Annotated in this window: 26 protein-coding genes and 1 pseudogene; 20 read left to right on the top strand and 7 right to left on the bottom strand. The window is 34.9% G+C overall.

The genetic code is table 11. The features are described from left to right. Nucleotides 1-114: 114 nt before the first annotated feature. Nucleotides 115-417 carry a hypothetical protein gene (locus tag ACIQ2D_RS08255; RefSeq protein ID WP_402862177.1) on the bottom strand — a complete coding sequence of 101 codons (303 nt, stop codon included), beginning with the start codon at nt 415-417 and terminating at the stop codon, nt 115-117. Between the two features lie 377 nt (nt 418-794). On the opposite strand from ACIQ2D_RS08255, the gene ACIQ2D_RS08250 reads away from it, so the two are divergent. Together ACIQ2D_RS08250 and opuFB are read left to right on the top strand one after the other, a co-directional pair. Further along, a complete protein-coding gene (locus tag ACIQ2D_RS08250) occupies nt 795-1,604 on the top strand; it encodes an ABC transporter ATP-binding protein (protein ID WP_402862174.1) in 810 nt (269 codons plus the stop codon). Then, nucleotides 1,597-3,111, top strand: coding sequence for an osmoprotectant update ABC transporter permease/substrate-binding subunit OpuFB (gene opuFB / locus ACIQ2D_RS08245; protein ID WP_402862171.1), 1,515 nt, complete (start codon nt 1,597-1,599; stop codon nt 3,109-3,111). The genes ACIQ2D_RS08250 and opuFB overlap by 8 nt, the downstream gene beginning before the upstream one ends. Nucleotides 3,112-3,290: 179 nt before the next feature. Here opuFB and ACIQ2D_RS08240 read toward each other — a convergent pair whose 3' ends face one another. Beyond that, nucleotides 3,291-3,458 (bottom strand): hypothetical protein, encoded by a 168-nt coding sequence (locus ACIQ2D_RS08240; RefSeq protein ID WP_402862168.1) that lies wholly within the window; start codon nt 3,456-3,458, stop codon nt 3,291-3,293. 161 nt (nt 3,459-3,619) lie between these two features. Further along, on the bottom strand, nt 3,620-4,006 hold the full coding sequence (locus ACIQ2D_RS08235) for a hypothetical protein (RefSeq protein WP_402862165.1): 387 nt from the start codon (nt 4,004-4,006) through the stop codon (nt 3,620-3,622). A gap of 166 nt (nt 4,007-4,172) precedes the next feature. Here ACIQ2D_RS08235 and ACIQ2D_RS08230 point away from each other — a divergent pair, with 166 nt between their 5' ends. The 3 genes from ACIQ2D_RS08230 (at nt 4,173) to ACIQ2D_RS08220 (ending at nt 5,329) form a co-directional block, all read left to right on the top strand. Beyond that, nucleotides 4,173-4,325 (top strand): hypothetical protein, encoded by a 153-nt coding sequence (locus ACIQ2D_RS08230; RefSeq protein WP_402862162.1) that lies wholly within the window; start codon nt 4,173-4,175, stop codon nt 4,323-4,325. A gap of 76 nt (nt 4,326-4,401) precedes the next feature. Then, a complete protein-coding gene (locus ACIQ2D_RS08225) occupies nt 4,402-4,758 on the top strand; it encodes a cupin domain-containing protein (RefSeq protein ID WP_402862159.1) in 357 nt (118 codons plus the stop codon). A gap of 121 nt (nt 4,759-4,879) precedes the next feature. Continuing rightward, entirely contained in the window at nt 4,880-5,329 is a 450-nt protein-coding gene (locus ACIQ2D_RS08220; protein ID WP_402862156.1) for a DinB family protein, read from the top strand. Nucleotides 5,330-5,420: 91 nt separating this feature from the next. Here ACIQ2D_RS08220 and ACIQ2D_RS08215 read toward each other — a convergent pair whose 3' ends face one another. Next, a complete protein-coding gene (locus ACIQ2D_RS08215) occupies nt 5,421-6,239 on the bottom strand; it encodes a purine-nucleoside phosphorylase (protein ID WP_402862153.1) in 819 nt (272 codons plus the stop codon). 487 nt (nt 6,240-6,726) lie between these two features. Here ACIQ2D_RS08215 and ACIQ2D_RS08210 point away from each other — a divergent pair. The 3 genes and pseudogenes from ACIQ2D_RS08210 to ACIQ2D_RS08200 all read left to right on the top strand — a co-directional run bounded on the left by ACIQ2D_RS08210 (nt 6,727) and on the right by ACIQ2D_RS08200 (nt 8,885). Then, nucleotides 6,727-7,401 (top strand): annotated as a pseudogene (locus tag ACIQ2D_RS08210) (DUF6946 family protein). 750 nt (nt 7,402-8,151) lie between these two features. Further along, on the top strand, nt 8,152-8,430 hold the full coding sequence (locus ACIQ2D_RS08205) for a hypothetical protein (RefSeq protein ID WP_402862150.1): 279 nt from the start codon (nt 8,152-8,154) through the stop codon (nt 8,428-8,430). A 122-nt stretch (nt 8,431-8,552) separates the two neighbouring features. Then, entirely contained in the window at nt 8,553-8,885 is a 333-nt protein-coding gene (locus ACIQ2D_RS08200; protein WP_402862147.1) for a hypothetical protein, read from the top strand. 170 nt (nt 8,886-9,055) lie between these two features. Here the strand turns inward: ACIQ2D_RS08200 and ACIQ2D_RS08195 are convergent, their stop codons facing one another. Together ACIQ2D_RS08195 and ACIQ2D_RS08190 are read right to left on the bottom strand one after the other, a co-directional pair. After that, on the bottom strand, nt 9,056-9,805 hold the full coding sequence (locus ACIQ2D_RS08195) for a hypothetical protein (protein ID WP_402862144.1): 750 nt from the start codon (nt 9,803-9,805) through the stop codon (nt 9,056-9,058). After that, nucleotides 9,795-10,496, bottom strand: a complete 702-nt coding sequence (locus ACIQ2D_RS08190) for an ABC transporter ATP-binding protein (RefSeq protein ID WP_402862141.1) — start codon at nt 10,494-10,496, stop codon at nt 9,795-9,797. Before ACIQ2D_RS08190 ends, ACIQ2D_RS08195 begins: the two co-directional genes overlap by 11 nt. A gap of 150 nt (nt 10,497-10,646) precedes the next feature. Here ACIQ2D_RS08190 and ACIQ2D_RS08185 point away from each other — a divergent pair, with 150 nt between their 5' ends. From ACIQ2D_RS08185 to ACIQ2D_RS08155, 7 genes are all read left to right on the top strand, one after another. Beyond that, nucleotides 10,647-11,285: a DUF2975 domain-containing protein gene (locus ACIQ2D_RS08185; RefSeq protein WP_402862138.1), complete on the top strand. Its 639-nt coding sequence runs from the start codon at nt 10,647-10,649 to the stop codon at nt 11,283-11,285. Between the two features lie 11 nt (nt 11,286-11,296). Then, nucleotides 11,297-11,509, top strand: a complete 213-nt coding sequence (locus tag ACIQ2D_RS08180; protein ID WP_402862135.1) for a helix-turn-helix domain-containing protein — start codon at nt 11,297-11,299, stop codon at nt 11,507-11,509. A 245-nt stretch (nt 11,510-11,754) separates the two neighbouring features. After that, complete coding sequence (locus tag ACIQ2D_RS08175) at nt 11,755-12,294, top strand: TetR/AcrR family transcriptional regulator (RefSeq protein WP_402862132.1); 540 nt, start codon at nt 11,755-11,757, stop codon at nt 12,292-12,294. Beyond that, a complete protein-coding gene (locus ACIQ2D_RS08170; protein WP_402862129.1) occupies nt 12,291-12,617 on the top strand; it encodes a DMT family transporter in 327 nt (108 codons plus the stop codon). Before ACIQ2D_RS08175 ends, ACIQ2D_RS08170 begins: the two co-directional genes overlap by 4 nt. Nucleotides 12,618-12,632: 15 nt before the next feature. Then, the gene (locus tag ACIQ2D_RS08165) at nt 12,633-12,968 is read left to right on the top strand and encodes a DMT family transporter (RefSeq protein ID WP_402862126.1); all 336 of its coding nucleotides are present in this window, start codon (nt 12,633-12,635) and stop codon (nt 12,966-12,968) included. Between the two features lie 276 nt (nt 12,969-13,244). Further along, nucleotides 13,245-13,670 (top strand): CotY/CotZ family spore coat protein, encoded by a 426-nt coding sequence (locus ACIQ2D_RS08160; protein WP_402862626.1) that lies wholly within the window; start codon nt 13,245-13,247, stop codon nt 13,668-13,670. Between the two features lie 111 nt (nt 13,671-13,781). Further along, nucleotides 13,782-15,941 carry a YheC/YheD family protein gene (locus ACIQ2D_RS08155; RefSeq protein WP_402862123.1) on the top strand — a complete coding sequence of 720 codons (2,160 nt, stop codon included), beginning with the start codon at nt 13,782-13,784 and terminating at the stop codon, nt 15,939-15,941. A gap of 143 nt (nt 15,942-16,084) precedes the next feature. On the opposite strand, the gene ACIQ2D_RS08150 is transcribed toward ACIQ2D_RS08155, so the two are convergent. Further along, nucleotides 16,085-17,290, bottom strand: coding sequence for an ATP-grasp domain-containing protein (locus ACIQ2D_RS08150; RefSeq protein WP_402862120.1), 1,206 nt, complete (start codon nt 17,288-17,290; stop codon nt 16,085-16,087). Nucleotides 17,291-17,441: 151 nt separating this feature from the next. On the opposite strand from ACIQ2D_RS08150, the gene ACIQ2D_RS08145 reads away from it, so the two are divergent. The 5 genes from ACIQ2D_RS08145 to ACIQ2D_RS08125 all read left to right on the top strand — a co-directional run bounded on the left by ACIQ2D_RS08145 (nt 17,442) and on the right by ACIQ2D_RS08125 (nt 21,344). Continuing rightward, nucleotides 17,442-18,815, top strand: coding sequence for a UDP-N-acetylmuramoyl-tripeptide--D-alanyl-D-alanine ligase (locus ACIQ2D_RS08145; RefSeq protein ID WP_402862117.1), 1,374 nt, complete (start codon nt 17,442-17,444; stop codon nt 18,813-18,815). Nucleotides 18,816-18,968: 153 nt separating this feature from the next. Next, on the top strand, nt 18,969-19,409 hold the full coding sequence (locus ACIQ2D_RS08140) for a hypothetical protein (RefSeq protein WP_402862115.1): 441 nt from the start codon (nt 18,969-18,971) through the stop codon (nt 19,407-19,409). 64 nt (nt 19,410-19,473) lie between these two features. Next, nucleotides 19,474-20,766 carry a YheC/YheD family protein gene (locus tag ACIQ2D_RS08135; protein WP_402862112.1) on the top strand — a complete coding sequence of 431 codons (1,293 nt, stop codon included), beginning with the start codon at nt 19,474-19,476 and terminating at the stop codon, nt 20,764-20,766. 57 nt (nt 20,767-20,823) lie between these two features. Further along, nucleotides 20,824-20,997: a hypothetical protein gene (locus tag ACIQ2D_RS08130; RefSeq protein ID WP_402862109.1), complete on the top strand. Its 174-nt coding sequence runs from the start codon at nt 20,824-20,826 to the stop codon at nt 20,995-20,997. A gap of 176 nt (nt 20,998-21,173) precedes the next feature. After that, entirely contained in the window at nt 21,174-21,344 is a 171-nt protein-coding gene (locus ACIQ2D_RS08125) for a hypothetical protein (protein ID WP_402862106.1), read from the top strand. Nucleotides 21,345-21,529: the final 185 nt, after the last annotated feature.

Raw genomic sequence — 21,529 nt, 5'->3', positions numbered from 1 at the left:
GCCCTCACAAGAATGTATATTAGCCAGGATTTTGTATTAATAATTCTTAGGCACTTTTACGAGCACGTACCTGCCAGTCCACATTTCTGTTGTAACAATTAATCTTTCACCATCTCACTCGAAAAACAAGCCACTGCCTTCTTTGTCTTTGAAAGACCATCCTTTTAAACTAATCATTTTTTTAATTTTTTCGTCAGTGTCTAAATTTCCATTATTGTTACTTCTCGTAATATACCATGTTCTATCATCTTCTTTAGTCAACATTACTACATCTTCGTTTGAATCATTTAGCTTATGTAAAATAACCTTTTTAGATAAATTAATTATGGGAGATTGAGGATAATATAGTGTGTTAGTAAAGATAAAGTAACCCGCGATTAATAGTACTGCTATTAACCCTAAATTCAATTTTTTCACGAACTACCTCCTTGAAGTAATAGTAATTATTATTTGCACTATAATAGAGTTTCATTCGACAGTTATTCCTAAAAACCTTTATATCAAGCTAATTTAAGCACTATAAATTAGCTTAGGCAGATTACAAAGTTCTAGAACGGGTACAGATGACGTATATGAGAATAAAGCGAGGTTATAAGAAATATAATGAAATTTGGACATAATAAGAGTCTGTATCGGTCGATTTTTAAAGTTGAGTTTACGTTATTTGAACAATTTATTGATGAAGAAAAAGGTAAATAATCGGGGGGATACAAGATGCACAATTTATGTACTGTGATTACTAAAGGCTATCAATCGTTCACACTAGAAAATATCACTACAAGGAGCTATTTATAATGATTGTATTTGAGAATGTCACTAAAAAATATGATAATGACCAGATAGCGGTGAATGCCATTGATCTTGAAATTAAGAAAGGGGAATTCATTGTCCTCATCGGTCCTAGTGGTTGTGGAAAGACGACTTTACTAAAGATGATTAATCGATTAATTCCATTGACTGAAGGTACTATTCGTATTAACGGAAAAAGAATAAGTGATTATAACATTCATGAGTTGCGCTGGAATATCGGCTATGTGCTTCAGCAAATTGCTCTGTTTCCGCATATGACGATTGAAGAGAATATATCCGTTGTGCCTGAGTTAAAAAAGTGGCGACAAGAAGAAATACAGAAACGCGTTCGACAGCTATTAGAAATGGTAGGGCTTGATGCGGAGAAATACAGCCAACGAAAACCAATAGAGCTCTCAGGTGGAGAACAACAAAGGGTTGGTGTTATTCGTGCACTAGCAGCCGATCCCGAGATAATTTTAATGGATGAGCCATTTAGTGCACTTGATCCTCTTAGTCGTACGAAGTTACAAGATGATCTTCTTGAGCTTCAACGAGCGATTCAAAAAACCATTTTTTTTGTGTCACATGATATGCAAGAGGCAATAAAGCTAGGCGATCGAATATGTGTGATGAAGGATGGCGAAATTGTACAAATTGGTACGCCTCAAGAAATCATCCAAAATCCAGTAAATGATTTTGTTAGAGAATTCATTGGGGTGAACGAGCACGCGTTAAAGGATTTTAATACTCAGCAAGCGGACGAATCGATTTCTTCTATAGAATCCGTAGAAAGAGGGGATTCGAATGACTAATTTTTTCGACGTTTTCAATGAACGAAAAGGACAGCTATTAGCCTCTTTACTCGAACATATTCAAATTTCATTTATTGCTTTATTTTTTGCAGTTGTCATTGCGATTCCTCTAGGTATCTATTTAACAAATAAGAAGAAAATTGCAGAAAGCATTATTGGCATTAGTGCTGTTTTACAAACAATTCCTTCATTAGCACTACTGGGCTTGTTAATTCCACTGTTTGGAATTGGTAAAGTGCCTGCAGTCATTGCTTTAGTTGTATATGCACTATTACCGATTTTACGCAATACTTTCACTGGCATAAATGAAGTAGACCCATCGCTTAAAGAAGCGGCTACTGCTATGGGGATGAATACTTGGAAAAGGCTTGTGAAGGTGGAACTGCCACTTGCTATGCCTGTGATTATGGCTGGAATTAGGACAGCCATGGTATTGATAGTAGGGACAGCAACACTAGCTGCACTAATTGGTGCTGGGGGATTAGGGGACATCATTTTACTTGGCATTGACCGTAATAACCCTTCTCTCATTATTTTAGGAGCTGTACCTGCTGCGTGTTTAGCGTTATTGTTTGATTTTTTACTAAAAAAACTTGAATCTCTGTCCTTTAAAAAAACGGTCACAGCACTAAGTGTGATAAGTGTAGCAGCAGTACTCATGATTCTATTACCGTTAGTCAATCTTCATGAAAAAGAAGAGATTGTAATCGCCGGTAAACTTGGATCTGAGCCTGAAATTCTTATCAATATGTATAAATTACTGATTGAAAATGAAACTGACTTAACCGTTCAATTAAAACCTGGTCTCGGTAAAACTTCTTTTGTTTTTAATGCGCTCAAATCCGAAAGTATCGATATTTACCCAGAATTTACGGGAACGGCAATTGCCGAGTTTTTAAAAGAGGAAGCCATAAATAATAATGCAGAGGATGTTTACAATCAGGCAAAGGCAGGAATGATTGATAAATTCGACATGGTGATGCTTAGTCCCATGCAGTATAACAACACCTATGCGCTGGCTGTTTCAAAAGAAATAGCGGAAACGTATCAATTGAAAAATATTTCAGACATCAAGGCCATTCAAGAGTCCATAAAAGCAGGATTTACACTAGAATTTAATGATCGTGAAGATGGCTATTTAGGCATTCAAAAGCTTTATGGAATTACTCTTGCCAATATAAAAACAATGGAGCCGAAGCTTAGATATCAAGCGATGAATTCAGGCGATATTCAATTACTAGATGCCTATTCGACAGACAGTGAAATACGACAATATAATTTAACAGTCCTAGCTGATGATCAACAGCTCTTCCCGCCATACCAAGGGGCCCCATTAGTAAGAGCAGAAACACTTGAAAAATACCCCGAAATAGAACAAGTGTTAAATAAACTAGCGAATCAAATAACGGATGATGAAATGCGTGAAATGAATTATCAAGTAAACGTAGAAGGTAAAAATATTGCAGACGTAGCTCGGGCGTTTTTAGAAAATACTGGCCTGATGTAAACGGTAAAGAGTATCTATTTACACGTTAACGTTATCGAGAGCCCTAGCTGCATATTTATCTTCATTAGTTAGATTATGCCAACAAAATAATTATTATAGGATTGTGACATTAGCCCACAAACTACTGAAAGCAGCAGGGGAAAAACGAATTGTTTTTCTCCTGCTGCTTAATTTTGTTATTAGGCAGCTTTTTTACTGTTCTTTTTCTTAGCCTTTTTGTTAGTTGCTTTCTTTTCAGCTTTTTTCTTAGCTAACTTTTTCTCGATTTTCTTTTTGTCTGCCTTTTTCTTAGCTTTCTTTTCTAGTACCGTTTCTTCAATCTTGTTTTTCTTAATTTTTTTTGCCATGTTAAATTCACTCCTAAGCTATATTGACGTTCTTTGAAAATCGAATGTCTATACACTAGGGTATACCAACCATAAATGGAATGCAAATATAATTATTGTTATATATTTACATTTAGTCATTTTAGATAGGGAAATTTTGATATTTCGGATTACTAAGACCACTAACGTACATTTTTTACGATCCTAAACGTTTTAACAAAAGCTAAAAGTAAATAAAGAACAACCGTGTATATAATTACCCCACAGATGGAGTAAATTGCTTGTAAATCAGAACTAATAGGGGGATAGCCGCTGTGGGCATTAAAATGATCGTCTGCAGTTTTATAATTTAACCAGATTAGTAGCAACGTAAAGATGAATAAGATAAAAGCGAGTATGGCTTTCTTATGAAGTATCAGTTTCAATAAATTATCTTTATAAACAGGAGTGAATGTCATTGGACCTTTTTGCTGGTTTATTATGCTCAAACCTCTTTGAAAAGGGACTAAAAAGAATATTATAAGTCCGCTATAAATAAGCAGCATCACACCAATTTCAGAATAACCCATTAATAAAACCTCCTAATTTTTGTTATCGCTACTATTAGACTACAATAAACAAAAAATGTTGCATGTGATTACTCAGTTATTACGTTTACCACTACTCACTATTATTACTTTCATCTCTGGAATTAAAAAAATTAGTAAGTAAGATAAAGGCACGCTGGACTTCATCATGGAGCTGATGCAACAGTTTGCTCAACCGCTATACGACAGAATGCGTATTACTAATATTGCACTTCATAAAGAGAAATTATATATGCAATCTGAATGGCTAGCCAATAATGGGATTGAACACGGAATGTTTTACTTAGTGAAAGCAGTTTAGCTCGATAATTGTAGAGGATATTCGTATATCACTCTTGAATAAGTAAATATATATTCTAAGACCTAGGAGGTGCAAAATGGAGTTTTATAAATTTAGTAAAGATAATGGTAAGATGATTTCTAAATTTAATTCAGATTTTGTTATGTCCCGTATTATTCAAATAAATGAGGCTGCTAGCATAGGATGTATGCACTTAGACAAAAAAGGCATTGTTGGCTACCATCAAGCAGTAGTACCTCAACTTTTATTAATCTTAAATGGCGAAGGTTATGTACGTGGTGAAAAAGAAGAATACTTCAAAGTTCAATCAGGAGATGCGGTATTTTGGGAAAAACATGAATGGCATGAAAGAAAATCAAACACAGGGTTGACTGCTATTGTGATTGAAAGCGAAGAATTAAATCCCTCGTTGTTCATGCAATTAAAGAAATAAGAGTTGTTCAACTTAAAAGGGCTTTTCGTGAAGAAGAATTCTTTTATTTCTCTCAAATATATGTGGTTATATGAATGTGTTAAGTTAGAGTGAAATTTAATCACTGGTGGTGTGATTCTAATTGAAAACTATCTCAAAGATGTATGAACATTTAAATTGGGCCAACCTACGTATTCTTGAAACAATACAAAGCATTGAAGATGAAAATCAAGACGTATTACGTTTATTTTCACATATCCTATTTGCAGAAAAAATATGGATAACGAGGTTACGAGAAATGGACAGTTCACGACTTCCTATCTGGTCAGATGTCGATATAGAAGTCTGTACAGAACTTGCTTTGCAAAATGAAGAGAGCTTTACAACGTTTCTTACTAAATTAGAAAAATCTGACCTTGAAAAAATAATTTCGTACAAAAATAGTAAAGGAACTGAATTTAAGAGTTCAGTACGGGATGTTTTAACTCATGTAGCATTGCATGGTCAGTATCATCGAGGACAGATTAACTCACGACTTCGAGCAGAGGGTATTGAGCCAGTTAATTTAGACTTTATTACATTTGTGAGATAGATGTTTTCGATGTAGCTTGTACAATAATTAGGAACTATAGATATAAAAAAAGTAAAGAGAGTTAAAACTCCCTTTACTTTTTAGGTCTTCATTACATTTTTTCTAAAATACCTTTAATTAAACCAACGAATTGTTCTCTAACTTTAGCCGCCACTTCAATAACTTCATCATGCGTTAATGGCTGATCTAAAATTCCGCTTGCCATATTTGTCATGCAAGAAATACCAAGTACTTTCATGTTTCCATGAATAGCTACAATAGCTTCTGGAACTGTTGACATACCTGCAGCATCTGCTCCAATAGTACGCATCATACGAATTTCAGCTGGCGTTTCGTATACTGGTCCACTAGACCAAGCATAAACACCTTCTTTTAAACTAAAGTTTTGTTCTTTAGCAACATTAGAAGCAAGTTTACGTAATTCAGGATTGTAAACCTGAGTAGAATCAGGGAAACGAGTTCCTAATTCATCATTATTAGGTCCAATTAATGGATTTGCACCAACTAAGTTAATGTGGTCAGTAATTAACATTAAATCTCCAGGGCTAAAATCTGTATTAATAGCACCAGCAGCATTCGTAACGATTAGATTCTCTACACCTAAAGCCTTCATTACACGTACTGGGAAAGTTACCTCAGTTAATGAAAAGCCCTCATAATAATGGAAACGACCTTTCATCGCTACTACTGTTTTTCCTTTTAATTGTCCAATTACTAATTCGTTTGCATGACCAATTGCTTCTGATTTTGCAAAGTGAGGAATCTCACTATAAGGAATTTTGACAGGGTTTTCAATTTCATCTGCAAGAGAACCTAAACCTGAGCCTAAAATCAAACCGATCGTAGGACGGTATTCTGTCTTACTCATAATGAAATCTTTAGTTTCTAAAATATCTTGTAATTTGTGCATTAATGATTCCTCCTTAAATGGAACAAATAAGCGTTACTTAAACTATTTGCCTAATTGACAAAATGTTAAAGCATGAATTCTTATTGTAGGATTAATGTTTTTAATACTTCATCAATAGAATTTTAATCGATTTTATAACGACTGTAAATAGAACAAAATATGGAATGTCAATACTGAACTGAGTGAATTTTATTGTGAATTTTACATAAATTCAGTTAGTGTAGTTTTTCGAAGTGTTTGTTAAATTTGAATATTATTAAACCAATTTACATTATCCCAAAACTCAAAATCGAATAGACCAAATTAGTGTAGCCTATCCACTTATTCTTTATACAGCGGGTGCTTTATTTCAATAGGAAATAGATCCTTTTTCTGCTTCAACGACTTTGCAGTTAGTTGAAGAAAATGTTGAGTTTTATGGAGAAATAAATTTTAGTGAAGGTGATTTTAGTTAAAGGGGAGATAATGTTGATAAAGTAGTGGAAAAATGGGTAGATTTTTTGTTCCATCACAAGGGGCAATATCGTGGAAAGATTTCCTTGCAGATCCTAAGAAACAGTGGAAAGAAGGGTATTCTGCTTTTGAATTGGCTGATTGTTGGGAGAACGCTAGAAATTTTCCGAATTCTGTTGATAAAGTATTTAAAAAGAGTGAGATAACATTATTTAACGATGTACAAGTATTGTATGGGTTTCCTGAATACAAGGTTCCTTTACCTGGAGGAAACGCAAGTTAACAAAATGACCTATATGTACTAGCAAAGGCAAATAACGAGCTTTTAACGATTATGGTAGAAGGAAAAGTATCTGAGCCATTTGGAGAAACGGTTGAATTCTGGTTAGGTGACAACCCGAGTGACGGTAAAAGAAAAAGATTGGAGTATTTACTTAGTTTATTAGAGGTAGATGAAGGTTCAGTTAAAAATGTAAGATATCAGTTTTTGCATAGGGCTGCATCCGCACTACTTGAAGCTAAAAAAGTAAATGCAAATATTACCCTTATGCTTGTTCATTCTTTTAGTAAAACAGCAAAGTGGTTTGAGGCTTATGCTGAGTTCGTAAAACTGTTCAATTTATCTCCTGATCAGGATGAAATTGTTGGTCCAATACAATTAAATGGTGTAAATCTGTATTTTGGTTGGGTAACTGAAATATTTATATAGTGAATTTTATTAGACTTCCTTGGAAGAACGTATTAATCTTTCATTTTTTGTGGGGTAATGTTGATTTTACGGGATATGGATGACTAACAGGCTGCGTTGATCCAAGTAGGATTAACGCTTTTTTGTCGAGTTTATTGTACGTACAAAGTAAGATAGCGGAAGGTATATGTAACATTCTTCCATGTGTGTCGTCTAATATATAAATAAGTAAGATGAGAGGGGTTATGTGAAAAGAAGAAGAAAGGTATTACTTTGTTTTAGTTAAATTTTATTTCGTAGTGTCATCTTATATCAAACGTACATATACAACTAATACTGACAATTTAAATACCCTTGGCGAAATGATAATAATGGTTGTCAAAAGTGTTGAACAAAAAGAAATTGTGAAATCGGATGAAATTAAAAGTATTGAACCAACATTAAGTAGTATTAATGATAGTAATCCAAAATCCATTACGAGGTACGAGTTCAAAAAATGAACAAACATTTGTATATGTAAAGAAAAAACGTGTGCAAATGTTAGTGTCGGAGGATGGCATATTCTCGAATTAGTGATAGTTCATCATTATTACCACGTTATTTAGTATGCACCATTTTTAGTGTGTCCTCTATTCTAAAACTGTAGCATTTCTGTACTTTTCAGAGACATTCTTTCTCGAACGACGTAGGATGATTTAAGTAAGAATGATTCCTAGATCTACTGGTGAAGAGACTGTTATATATTAAACAAACAGAAAGGTGGAGTTTAGATTGAAGTCAAGATTAATTAAGGGTAATGTTACTACTAGTGGTTTTATTGCAATATTTATTTCTTGTTTTTTTGCAGAAGGGGCATTGGGTGAATCTGATTCTTTGACACCAGAGTTCTTTTTAATCTTACCAATATGGGCTATTGGGGTACTATTGATGTGGAGATTTGTTTCTAAAGAAAAATTAGAAAATACTTCTTATTTTAAAATTATATTGAGCAACTTGCTGCTATGGTTAACTATACCTATAGGTTTAATGTTCGCGTTTCAATTAATATAAAGAGATTGTTATAAAGAATAAAGTGTTTTGACTAAAAATAACGGGGATTATTTAATTGGCGCAATCGATTCTTGAGCTAACATTGCAAGTTACTTGAACAAGACTAAGAAAATTAAAGGAGAGTGGTTCAAATTATTACCTCTTTGTCCGGAGTGCTAATTATTTTTTTCATAATGGCTTTCATACTTACTTTTAAACGTTCTTGGACACTTAATTTTATGATATGGGGCATGTACTTAGCAATAATTTTTACGCCAATATTCACTGTTGCTGGTTCATTCATTTATAGAGACATAAGACAGGATGGTTTTGCGGGATTAGGCTTTCTGTTATTATTTGTGCCTCTTGAAATAATCGCAATCCTTATGTTTATTTTTGGTTGTATGGGCAGTATAACGAAAACGTTAAAAAAGAAAAAGAAACAAAATGAATATCCATCTAATTCTCCATTATAGTTAAAATTAAAAAAGGATGATTAACTACTCCTAGTAATATATTTAATTGGATTACTTTAATAAAATAACCTTGGTTTTACTTGAAGATTAACTCTGTTTTTAGGTTATCTCAACAAACTCTTAGAAAACAGCTACTTTCAATAGGGAAGGTAGCTGTTTTTATATGGTTATTACACGCAGATTTCTCGCCTTTTCGTAACAATCCATAAAATAAAATGAACAATGATTATATATACCACTAATAGTGTAATGCTTTCGGGAAAAGATATATCATTCATCGTATCCGTAATATTCAGTGGTAAAAAATCACGAATGAAGCGATTTTCTCTGAAAATAGTTGACATGATGGACAGGCCAATCGTAGCGAGTAAGACACCAATCGAGCCAAAACGAAGCGCGATAATAGCAGCTAATGAAATAAAAAGGATGGCACATAAAATGATTAGCAATAAGTTTTGCAATATTAATTGATAGTCACTCAAAGTGCCAGCAAAATGTATTTGCTCAGGTTGAAAGATAAAATAAATTGCGAGCATGGCAAGTACTGATGCACTCAAAAGGGTGCTTATTGCAATAGACATGACGGATATTTTACTCAACATCAGTTTCCATTTACTATGACTGTGCAAAAAATACATTGTCAAACTTCGATGATCGACTTCTTTTCCAAGTGTGTGCCAGCAAAGAATAGCTAAAATAATGCCGATCAAGCTGAGATGTTGACTCATACTAAAAATCGATCCCACTACATTATTTAACGAGAGTTCAATAGGCTGATCAGATTCAATCTTAATAAAAGTTCCTTCTGCGGACAACTGATACATAAAGAAACTTGTAATACCAATTAAAATACTGCCTGCAATATAAAAATCCCATCGAAATAACAGTTTTCTAAGCTCGACCTTAAGTTCACGTTGCATAGATATTGTCCTCCTTAAATAGTTTCTGTAAGTCAATCTCTTCTGTTGCAAGTAAATCATGCGTGATCTTTCCCTGACTCAAGAATAGAATACGGTCTACAAGAGGCTCAAGTTCTGCTAGTTGATGGCTTGATAGTAAAACAGTTGTGCCTTTTGAGACCATGGACTTTAAAATGTTTTGTAGTTGCCCGACGCCTAGTGGATCTAAGCCGACAAAGGGTTCATCGAGCATCAAAAATTTAGGTTTGCCGATGAGTGCTGCTGCTAAACCGAGTCGTTGTTTCATGCCAAAAGAATAATGGTTTACTTTCTTTTTTCCTGCTCGTTCAAGTCCCACTTGTTTTAGTAATTCAGCAATATTAACAGACACTTCGCCACGTAAAATAGCCATTTGTTTTAAAAACTCTTGGCCAGTAAGATAGTTAGGTATCGCTGGTTCCAGTAAAATCCCGACTTGATTGAAAAGGCCGTGCCACTCTGAAAAAGGGTTGAGTTGAAGTAATTGTACGTTGCCTAATTGCTGTTTTAGAAGTCCGGCAATTATCTTCATGAGGGTACTTTTGCCAGCCCCATTTGCTCCAAGTAGACCAACAATTGTTCCTTGTTGTAGGGAAAATGAAATATCTTTCAATACCATTTGACCTTTAAAGCTTTTCGACACATTTTTAATTTCTAAAATTGATTTGTCCATATTGACCTCCTCATTTGTATTATCCGGATACGCTTTACTATAAAGACTGATTTGAAATAAATCAATAAAAATTTAACGATAAACGTTAATTAATTATTGAAAAAGATAAAGTGTCGTGTATAATAAATGGTAAGAGAGGGGATGTTTTTTATGGATCAATCAATTCAAAATAAGGAGTTTTCATTTTTAGCAAAAGGGTTACGCGCAATTTTTACATTCATAATGGTAGTGACTATATTTGGCGTTGTTTTCATGGGGGGATTACTTATAGGTGCTATGATTGTGCCGGAGCAGACCGTTAACAGCTTTATTGTTAAAGGGACGATATCTGCTGCCGTTAACTTTGATGGAATGGAAATTACTTTAGCTGATAAAGAAGCAAATAATATTCGATATGTAAAAAAAGATGTTGTGAAGTTATTATTTGTTGCTACTATCTATATGGGGATATTATTATTTATTGTGGTGCAAGTAAGAAGATTATTAGGTAGTTTGAGTAGTGGCGTCATTTTCACCACAGCCAATAGTAAAAAAATTGAGTGGATTGCCTACAGTATAGTTTTGTTAAGCTTGACAGTAGGTGTGTTCCGCACGTACATTTCATATACAATAGGTCATCTAACACATCTAGATAAACTCTTATTAAGTACCGATTGGGTAGCGGGGGTAAACTATCATTTCAGCGGTATTAATTGGACATTATTATTTACGGGCTTAATCATTTGGACGATTGCACGTGTATTCCGATATGGTGCTTTTTTACAAGATGAATACGATGCAACAGTTTAGGAAGTGAAGAAATGACAATAATTATTCGATTAGATCGAATGCTAGCCGATCGAAAAATGCAGTTGAGTGAATTAGCAGAGAAGGTAGATGTGTCAATCGTCAATCTCTCTAATTTAAAGACAGGTAAGGTAAAGGCAGTACGCTTTTCAACATTAAATGCGATTTGCAAGGCATTAAATTGCCAGCCGGGCGATATTTTAGAGTATGCTGAGGATGAAGAATAACAAAAGTCCCAAATAGTGATTGCTATTTGGGACTTCGTTGTTTTCTTTGACATTTAGACGTGTGAAACATACAATAAAAAAAGACCGTCTGGACGGTTTTTTTATGTGGGTGTCGATAAAGTATGGAATGTATCCGTTAAATTTTAAAAGTAGGGTGATAAAATTTAAAAACATGTAAGATAACCTACAAAAGTTCCTCAACTAGGAGGAAGTAACTGTTATTTTGTAATAGAGAGGGGTATATTATGTTTTCTAAAGCAAGTCAAAAACGTACACTTATTATTCAAACAGCCATTCAATATATTCAAGAGAACGATTTGAATTCATTAACATTAGATGGAGTTGCGGGGAAGGCTGGAATAAGTAAGGGCGGTTTGCTCTATCATTTTAAGACAAAAGATGCCCTACAATCAGCTATTGCAGAAACGATCATGGAAGAAGTGATGCAATCTTATGAAGAATTTGCAAGCCAAGAGCACGGGGTAGGTAGATTAACAAGAGGGTTTATTTTAGGTTCTCGGAAGGACTTAATGGAAGGAGCTCGTTTAAATATAGCAATCCAGATTATGCAAAATGAACATTCTTCGATTTCCGAAGAGTATGAGCACTTTCTTGAGGACTTGATGCACGATGGTCTCGAGGAATCTAGTGTGCATTTGATTCGATTAACGCTTGATGGATTGTATTATTCAAAGTTATTAAATATCGCACCTGTCTCAGAAGAAATAGCAGAGAAGGTCTTTGAACAATTATTACAGATGGCAAGAAAGGACAATGTTTCATGAGTATTTATGTTTTTCTTTTAATTTCGATTATCGCAGAAGTTTTTGCGAGTTCGATGTTGAAACTTACAAACGGATTTAAGCGATTGCTGCCGTCGCTTGGTGTTGTTGCTGGGTACGGCACAGCTTTCTATTTCTTATCTTTAACGCTGCAATCATTAGCCATCGGCACAGTGTATGCCATTTGGGCAGGGTTGGGTACAGCATTAACAGCGGTTGTTGGAGTAATCGTTTATAAAGAACATTTCAATGTTAAAAAGTTTGTAGGGATCGCCATGATCATTGTTGGCGTGGTTGTTCTCAATCTTGCTGGCGGTGGACATTAAGGAGGATTTTATAGAATGAAAGGATATGTATTTTTAGCAATATCAATTGTAAGTGAAGTGTTGGCGACAACGATGCTTAAACTTTCAGAGGGTTTTACAGTAATTGCTCCGTCAATAGGTGTCGCCATTGGATATGGGATTTCGTTTTATTGCTTATCCTTATGTTTGAAAACAGTGCCTTTAAGCCTTGCTTATGCTGTTTGGTCAGGGGTAGGTACAGTGTTAACCGTCATTGTGGGTATCGTTGTATGGGGAGATGTTTTTAATCTATATTCAGCAATAGGAATCTCACTTATTATAGGAGGAGTCGTTCTCTTGAATCATGGTAATCAAGATGAGGCAACTTCATAAAAGATCGAATAGAAAAAACGTCCAAAATCTCGATGAATTTTGGACGTTTTTGTTTACTTGGTAGAAATCAGGTTCATCAACGTAAGTCGGTGATGACATTTGATTAAAGTACGTTTTGATTTAAAAATGCAGTAAGAAACCAGATTTCGCATTGCATAAAAGCGCCATATTTCTTAGTCATACATATTATAACGAGAAGAGTCACGAATAAATATCATGGGTATTGTTCCTGTGCTTATGAATTGTTGAATCGGACTAGGGGAAAGGGAGTTGAGCGTGGAAAATAGGTGCAAAAATTGTTTAAGTGAAGCCCTTTGCGATTTAATAGCACTCCAGGATTTGATATCGAATTATCAATCTAAATATTATGGTCAGTACCTTGTTGAAATTATTGGGGGTGATACGATTCCTTTATTATTAATAACGAATAAATGCGCTCCACTCAGATTACTTGATAAAACAATGCAGCTTGAGACAATGTTTTTTCGTATAGAATCTATTGATAAAGAATGTTGTTGTGTGACGGTAACGTTATTACGTGCCTACGATTATGAGGGGCATCATACGAATTCAATTGTAGATGTTGTGAGATTAGAAAGAACAACAACTGAAAGAACCATTGAATTATGCGGTATAGTGGCTATTCAACCATTAAGCCCTGACTTGTTAAAAAGGAACATCATTATTGAGCCCAAATGGTAATGAAAGTCTAGCTGAACCTATTAAATTAACTAAAAAACAGAGCATATGTCCATATACAAGTTCCATTGACTGAATGTAATAGAGAGATTCGAATGAAAGGAAGGTCAATGAATGGTAATTATCGGAATGTTGCATCATCGTCTAGATCCTAAAACTGTCATTAAGTCTTTTGCATATGCAGCAGTTGCAAGTGCAGAAGGCGCACAATTTTTTTACTTTTCACCTAAGAACGTTAATTTTGCTGACCGTACCATAAAGGGGCAAGTATATGAAGCGGGGCAATGGAAAGAAAAAGTAATGCCTTTTCCAGATGTAATCTATAATGCAGGTAGTCCAGAAAAACTAGCCGTATCCAAAGAAATTATCGAGAAATTGAAAATGGAAATACCGTTTACAACACATTCTATAGGTAATAAATGGAATGTTTCGGAGCGATTAAAAGAAGCAAAAGAATTTGCTAACTATTTAATCCCTTCAGAAATCATGAATAACGTTGAGGCATTTCATAAGTATATTGCAACCCACAATAAAGTCGTATTTAAACCAATTGATGGACGAAAAGGGCAGGAAATATATTTCGTTTCGAAAATAGGGAATACTTATGAAGTCAGGAAGGATACCGAAATTAGTAGGAACTCGAAGCCACAGTTAGATAAACTATTAAATGAGCAGCTTTCAACAGGAACGTTGATCATGCAACCATATATTCAATCGAAAATGAAAACAGGTCAAGTCTATGATTTCCGTCTCCATGTGCAAAAAAATGGAGAGGGTAAATGGATAGTAACGACCATTTATCCGCGAATTGCGCCCGACAGATCAATTATACCCAATATTAACAATGGGGGTTTTACGCAATATTTAGACCCATTTTTGGAGCTGGAATTTAAAGAAGAAGCCTATAATATTCGACGCATGCTGGAGCATTTTTCATTATCAGTAGCACATCATTTAGATGAACTTCAGATGGTTCAATTTGGAGAGGTCATTGATGAAATTGGCATAGATGTAGGCTTAGATGAGCATCAAAAAATTTGGATGTACGAAGTAAACTGGCGTCCAGGTTGCCCCCCAGCATTTTATTTAGAACTAGATGTCGTTGTTCATGCTATTCGCTATGCTATATATCTAGCAGAAAACCAAGAACTAATAAAAAATGAGATTTTAGAACGAAAAAACAAATATTTAAGTGCAAGACCTATTATCGCCATTACCGGTAGTGCAGGAAAAACGACAACAAAGGCGTTTCTTGGATCTATTTTATCTGAGAAATGGAATGTTTTTGAATCAAAAGATTATTGGAATACGACAGAACATACAAAACTACATGCTGAGGAAATAAATGCGTCCCATGAAGCAGTTGTTCTTGAATATGGCATGGCTTATCCTGGGGTCATTACAAATCACTGTAGCATCATTCAACCAAATATAAGTATCGTGACAAATATTGGCCTCGCGCATGTGGGGAACTTTGATGGGGATATTCAAAAAGTGGCATTGGCAAAATCAGAATTAATTCATGGAATGGACCAAAAGGGGGTACTTGTCATTAATAAGGATGACGAGAATTCGAAATTTTTATCGATGAAGCAATTCAATGGAGAATTACTAACAGTCGGTATCCATTCTGCAGCGAATTATAGGGCTTATAATATTCGTTATAAAGATGATGGAATGTCCTTTAAGATGAAGCTACAAGGAAAAGAAATTGAATTGTTCATTCCAATTTTAGGAGAACATCATGTATACAATGCGCTAAATGCCATTGCAGTTGCAGACCATTTAGGATTTACCCCAATAGAGATAAAAGCTGGGCTAAATTTCAAAAAACCACCAAGAAGATTAACCCTGTATCATTGTCGAGATCAAATTACGGTTATTGATGATACGGTTCACTCACATCCTCAAGGCGTACGGGCTGCTATTGATGTGCTCTCTAATATCGGAAAGAAACGAAAAATTGCTATCATCGGACAGATGCGAGAATTAGGGGATTTAAGAGAAGAAGAATATCGTAAAGTTGGCGAATATGTTTATGAGCAAAATATTCATATTCTCATAACATATGGATTTAGAACAGAAGAGATAGGTGCAGCAGCACGAGCAAGAGGGATGAACGGCTCAAATATTTATCATTTTACCGATAAAGAAGAATTGGATGCGTTATTAGAGAAAATAGTCAGACGAAATGACACCATTCTCGTAAAAGGTGCTAGTAAAACAAATATGTTTGATATTGTTCAATTCCTAGATGAGACATTTAGAGCATAAAGTGAAAAAACCGATGTAACTGCCCTCATGGCAGATATTCGGTTTTTTTATATTGTAACTAATTTTCAACTTGCGTAAATATAGGACTACTTTTAGATGGACTTTTAAGTATTTTAAGGACTACTTTTGGCAGATCGAAAAGTTTAAACTGTCTTCATAATGAATTTAATTTCCTTTGCAGCGTTTGTAGCGTTGTTCTTAGCTTCAACTAATGTGTCGCCTTCTGCGATAACATATGCATAACGATGACCCATGGATAATGGCGGGATTAAAAATGTTCCTTTTTTAGGCTTCACATATACGGCTAAAACACCTTCTGAATTCGTCGCTTTTGTTTTTCCAATAACTCTTTCTAAAGTACCCTTTCTCTCGACAATTACATATTTTGTGAAGATAAACTTTCTGTGCCTTGGCTTGACAAGTGGTTCTTCTCCTAAAAATAATTTAAGCGTTTCTTCTACTAAACTAATTCCAAATGCGGCGTAGAGCATGTTGTTCATAGCGCCCCCTGAGATTCTTGGATTGATTTCAATGAGCTTCCAACCATGTTTTGTTAATCGAAGTTCTAGATGAAGTGTACCATTTTCAATGTCAAATTCTTTGACGATTGAATGGAGTACTTCCTCAAGACCCGCTTTAAGATCAGTCGAAACTTCAGCGAGTACACCATAACCTGTAATGATGAAACGTTGACCTTGCGTAATTTCTTGTTCAATAATCCCCATAATATGAGCTTGTCGCTTATAGACGAGTGCTTCTACTAAATATTGAGGACCTTCAAGATATTCTTCAATCATAATTGTTTCTCCAGGGTTTTTACTTTGGAGATAACGAAGATGTTTATTTAGTTGGTTTTTATTTGCTGCAAAGAGTACATCTTTTGAACCTGTTGATTTTGGCGATTTCACAACGAGAGGAAACTCTATTTTGTTTGGCAATGATTCTTTGGGTTTAATCGGTAAAAACTTGGGTGAGTAAGGTTGGTCTTTTAGAAAATTCCTAGTTTCCTCTTTATCCTCCATCATTTCAATAGCTTTTGACGACGTATAGTTTTTACAAAATTCATCACATAAGATAGAAGCGATATGAACGTAGGGATCTATAAAACTAACAATGGTTTTAATCTCTATTCCAGTTTTAAGCAATTTATGAATTTCTACTTTCATTAGTTGTATATTTGAAATGTCTATGAAAATCATTTTGTGAATATCTGGATAAGTCTTTCTCTGTTGCAATTGCTTTTCATTGTTTGTGAAAAGTATCGTCAAGTAACCCAATTTCTCTGCAGCTCTTGTTGCTTCACGGCTTGAGCCGGATTTGTTTGTGCCTATAAAAATAATCGATTTCAACAATATCTCTCCTTCAATTGGTAATTGGATTCTTTATACACATTTTATTAATATGCGAAGAAATAGTTTTTCTCTAGTTATGTATCATGTCTACATCCAATCAACTTTTGGCGAGGTACATATAGTAGAAAAGAAAGGAGTGTAAATTGATATGAAACCACTTACGGTGAAGAAGTTAACAGCAATTATTGCGGGTAAAAAGGAGCAAGGGATAGATGAAGTACTAATCCAGTACGGTGCATATCGACTGAAGCAAGTAAAAAATCCAAACACCGCATTTTTTACAAGTAGGCGAATAATAGACTGGAAAAGTCTTGAAGGCTTTTCTCCTCTAATTCTTGTAACAGATTGGACCTATAGAAAAAATGAAATTCCTAAGCATGTAATAATCATTAAAGTAGCAAATGTGGAAGATGCATATTGGAAGTTTGTACATTTCTATCGTAGCCAATTTAATATTCCCGTCATAGCTATTACCGGTACTTCAGGGAAAACTACGACTAAGGAGATGATTAAACATATTTTATCGGCTGAAAAAAATGTGACGGCGACTAAATTAAGCAGTAATTCACGAACAGCCAATTTGCAGTATTTACTCAACATTGAGGATGAAACCGAAGCAGCAATTTTTGAAACGGCGGTTGGCGCACCAGGGGATGTAAGTAGTGCAGGAGAGTATTTCAAGCCTACAATCGGGATTATTACCAACATCGGGGCACATCATTTAGATTACTGCAAAACATTGGAGGGCTATATCCAGGCAAAAGGGGAAATGGTGGACATTCTTCATCCGACAGGTACACTAATCCTCAATGCAGAGGATGTAAACACTCGAAAAATCGATGTGTCGAAATTCAGCGGGCGTATTATAAGAGTTGGTAAAGATGCATCTTGTGATTTTAGGGCAAGTCAAATCCGCTACTATCAACATGGTATGCAATTTACGATACATCACAAAAAGGCGAACCACGAAATCTTTGTACCTGGATTTGGAGAACATCAAGTATATAATGCAATAGCTGCAATTGCAGCTGTTTATGAAGTAGGTGTAACAATTCAAGAGGCGGCAAAACAATTGCAATCATTCCGCCAGATGAGTAAGCAGCTACAATTATTTGAAGGAATTAATCAATCACTGATATTGGATGATACGTGGAGTATTACGACCACTTCCTTAGATGCGGCATTAAAGGTATTAAATTCACTTGGGGATGGTAAAAAAAGAGTGGCGGTTATAGGAACGATAACCGATTTGGGATCCTGGGGTAATAAAATTCACGAGCAAGCGGGAGAATTAATCCATCGCATGGGGGTTGATGTACTCATTACAATTGGTGAGCATGCACGCATTATGGCAGACCATGCAGTTAAATTAGGCTTTAAGGCACCTGTTTTTACTTTCAAAAATAGTACCCTCGTTTATAAGTTATTACAAGATATAGTGGACGAAAACACTATTGTGCTTGTAAAGGGGGATATGTACAGTAAGTCATTACATGAATTGGCTGAAAATATAAAGAAATAATTTTTTCCTTCTGAATAGGCTACATATTCAGAGGGATTTCTTTTTTGCTAGACATTAAAGAAAATTTTCTATAGTTCATTATGATAAATACAGTGCCTTAGAGGTTGTATCGACAATATATTGTATTAACCTACTAAGAAGGGAGGGAATTATGTGGGTGTAATTTGTCCTTGTGGGGTAAAGGTAAACGCAAATAAGAAAAAACAAAATGTCATATTTAATGGGTTTTGTGGAGAGGTTACAGGTAATTTAACGTATTTAGCTAATGTTTGTGTTACGACACTTGCGGTTTCTACACTTTCTTTGAAATTTGAAGATATTGTGGCGTCAAATAAATTTAGCTTCTTGTTCAAGGCCAATACTATTATTTCTGTTACATGTAAAAAAGAAGGGCAGAACTGTGTTGTAATCGTACAAGGTACAGGAACGATTGGTTTAAAAGAATATTCCTTTAAAGCGATATTTAGAGATCAAGTGACGCCAGCTTCAAATGATGTCGTGCAAAGCTTTGTCATCAACGGCTTCTTTAATCAAAATGGTGCTGTTCCTGTTGCACAAGGTTCTATTGTTGCTTTAGGCTGTCAGACATTATAACGGTCATGAAACTCTCGGTTCAAAAGGACAGAGAGTTTCTTCTATAAAGAGGAGGAAATATGGAATGAAGGCAAGTAGAGGGAGGTTTACTCAATTTAAAATATTAAGTACTGATGAATCATTAAGAAAGCATATCGTTAAAACGGAGCTATTAACCAAACAATCTTTGTTTAATATGTTGGATCTAAATGAGCCACTTGTTATCAAAGCTGTCTACAATACTGATGAAATTTGTATACTTCATAAAAATAATTTATACCATATTCAAACAACTGACAAGGTGATTACTGTGCACGATAAAGAAGCATTATATCCTGCATTAAAAAATGAAATGAAACAAAAATTCTATATTATTCAAAAGTCACCAACTTCAAATGATATTTTCCGACACTTTGTGACAATGCACAGAAACACGGCATTATCTGAATGGTATGTAGCATCGAAAACGAAAAAAATACGCACTACCTTCAATCCTTTAATGAGCGAAATCTATTTTAAGAAAATGGAGCAGGTAGTCATCCGTGCAGCAACAAAGCTAGGGGAATCGTATCCAGATTGCCATCTTATTGTGCTAGATATAGCATGTGATTGGCGAAGGAATATATGGATTTACGATTCGGTCCTTCATTTTCCGAACAGTAAATGGAGCCAATATCATATACTAAGTAAAAAGCTGGAGCTTCGTAAATATTTGCCAAATACAGATTTACTCACCCGAGAAACATTTAGCTATTATTTACATCGCTATCAATCCATTATACTAAAGCCATGCATTGGTCAAAATGGAATAGGAGTAATTCAAATTAGCAGAAAATGCGACTCCACCTATGAAATTCATGCTGGAATAAAGAAACTAACGAAACTGAGTTTGGATGAGGCTTATTACTTCATTAAAAGGTGCTATCTTTCTAAAAGGGAGTATATTGTACAACAAAGAATAGCATTAGCGACAATCAACAAATGTCCGATCGATATCCGCGTTGTAACGCAAAAGATGAGTGCAATGTGGAGCGTAACAGGAAAAATAGTAAAAGTCGCAGGTGAACAGTTTTTTATAACGAATGCGGCCCAAAAATTACTAACATTAGAGCAAGCGATATATGATGCCGAGATTCCACAAACTTACATCGAAAATCTAGTACCTCAGCTAAACAAGATCTGTTTGCTGGCTTCCGACCTGCTGGAGGAAAACATTCAAGGCCTTTCTATTATAGGCTTTGACATAGGTATAACAAAAAACGGTTCTTTGTGGATTATTGAATGCAATAAGGTTCCTGACATCAATATGTTCAATGAATTGGAAGATAAAACAATGTATCATACGATATTGGATGTTAGAAATTCGAAAAAACAATGAATTATCATCTAATCAATTTCAAATGCCGTTCGTCCTATATTTGGAGGTGGTGTGATCTTGCAACAATTACGTATGAAGGATATTCAGACCTTACTGCAAGGGGAATTATTAAATGACTCAAAACAATGGATTGTCAAGTATGCAATCTATTATAATCGGCATGATCTGACAGATACTTATACACTTGAAGAGCAATCAACAATATATGACCTTTCTTGTTATTTCCAATAAATCTACGTCATAGTTGGAAAATGCGTTTGCAGACATCCGATATTAGTAAAAATAAACCGTGCCAATTCGTACCCTATTTGACAGGTAATAATAAGACAAGCGCCTATTTTTGAACAAGGACTAAGAAATTAAGGAAATATTAAACGCCAATGCGGGTCGAACAAAGAGATAATCATATGCTAATAACAATTGGAAGAAAAGCACAAGATATAGTTATTCAGGTGATGGAGGGTGGAACAAAGGCAGAGGTTCATAGCTTTAAAGATGTCACAGGGGTTTTAGATGTACTTAAGCCAAACCTAAATTGCGATACGTTTGTGCTAGTAAAGAGCCCTTTGTTTAGTTGATCTATAATTGAGTTTGCAAATAATTTAAAGAATCTTTCATAGGGCATGAAAAAGAAGTATCCATTAGTGAATGCTTCTTTTTCATTTGTGACTGCAGCGTCTTGAAAGGGGGGATGTAATTCCGAATGATCTAAAACCTATTGTAAGCGCTAAGGATCGACTTTAGTATATAAAAGGTTGGTATT

It is taken from the genome of Lysinibacillus sp. NPDC097287, assembly GCF_044761695.1.
Taxonomy (GTDB): domain Bacteria; phylum Bacillota; class Bacilli; order Bacillales_A; family Planococcaceae; genus Lysinibacillus.
Note: the sequence above shows the minus strand (reverse complement) of the source record. Positions and strands in the feature narration are given on the sequence as shown.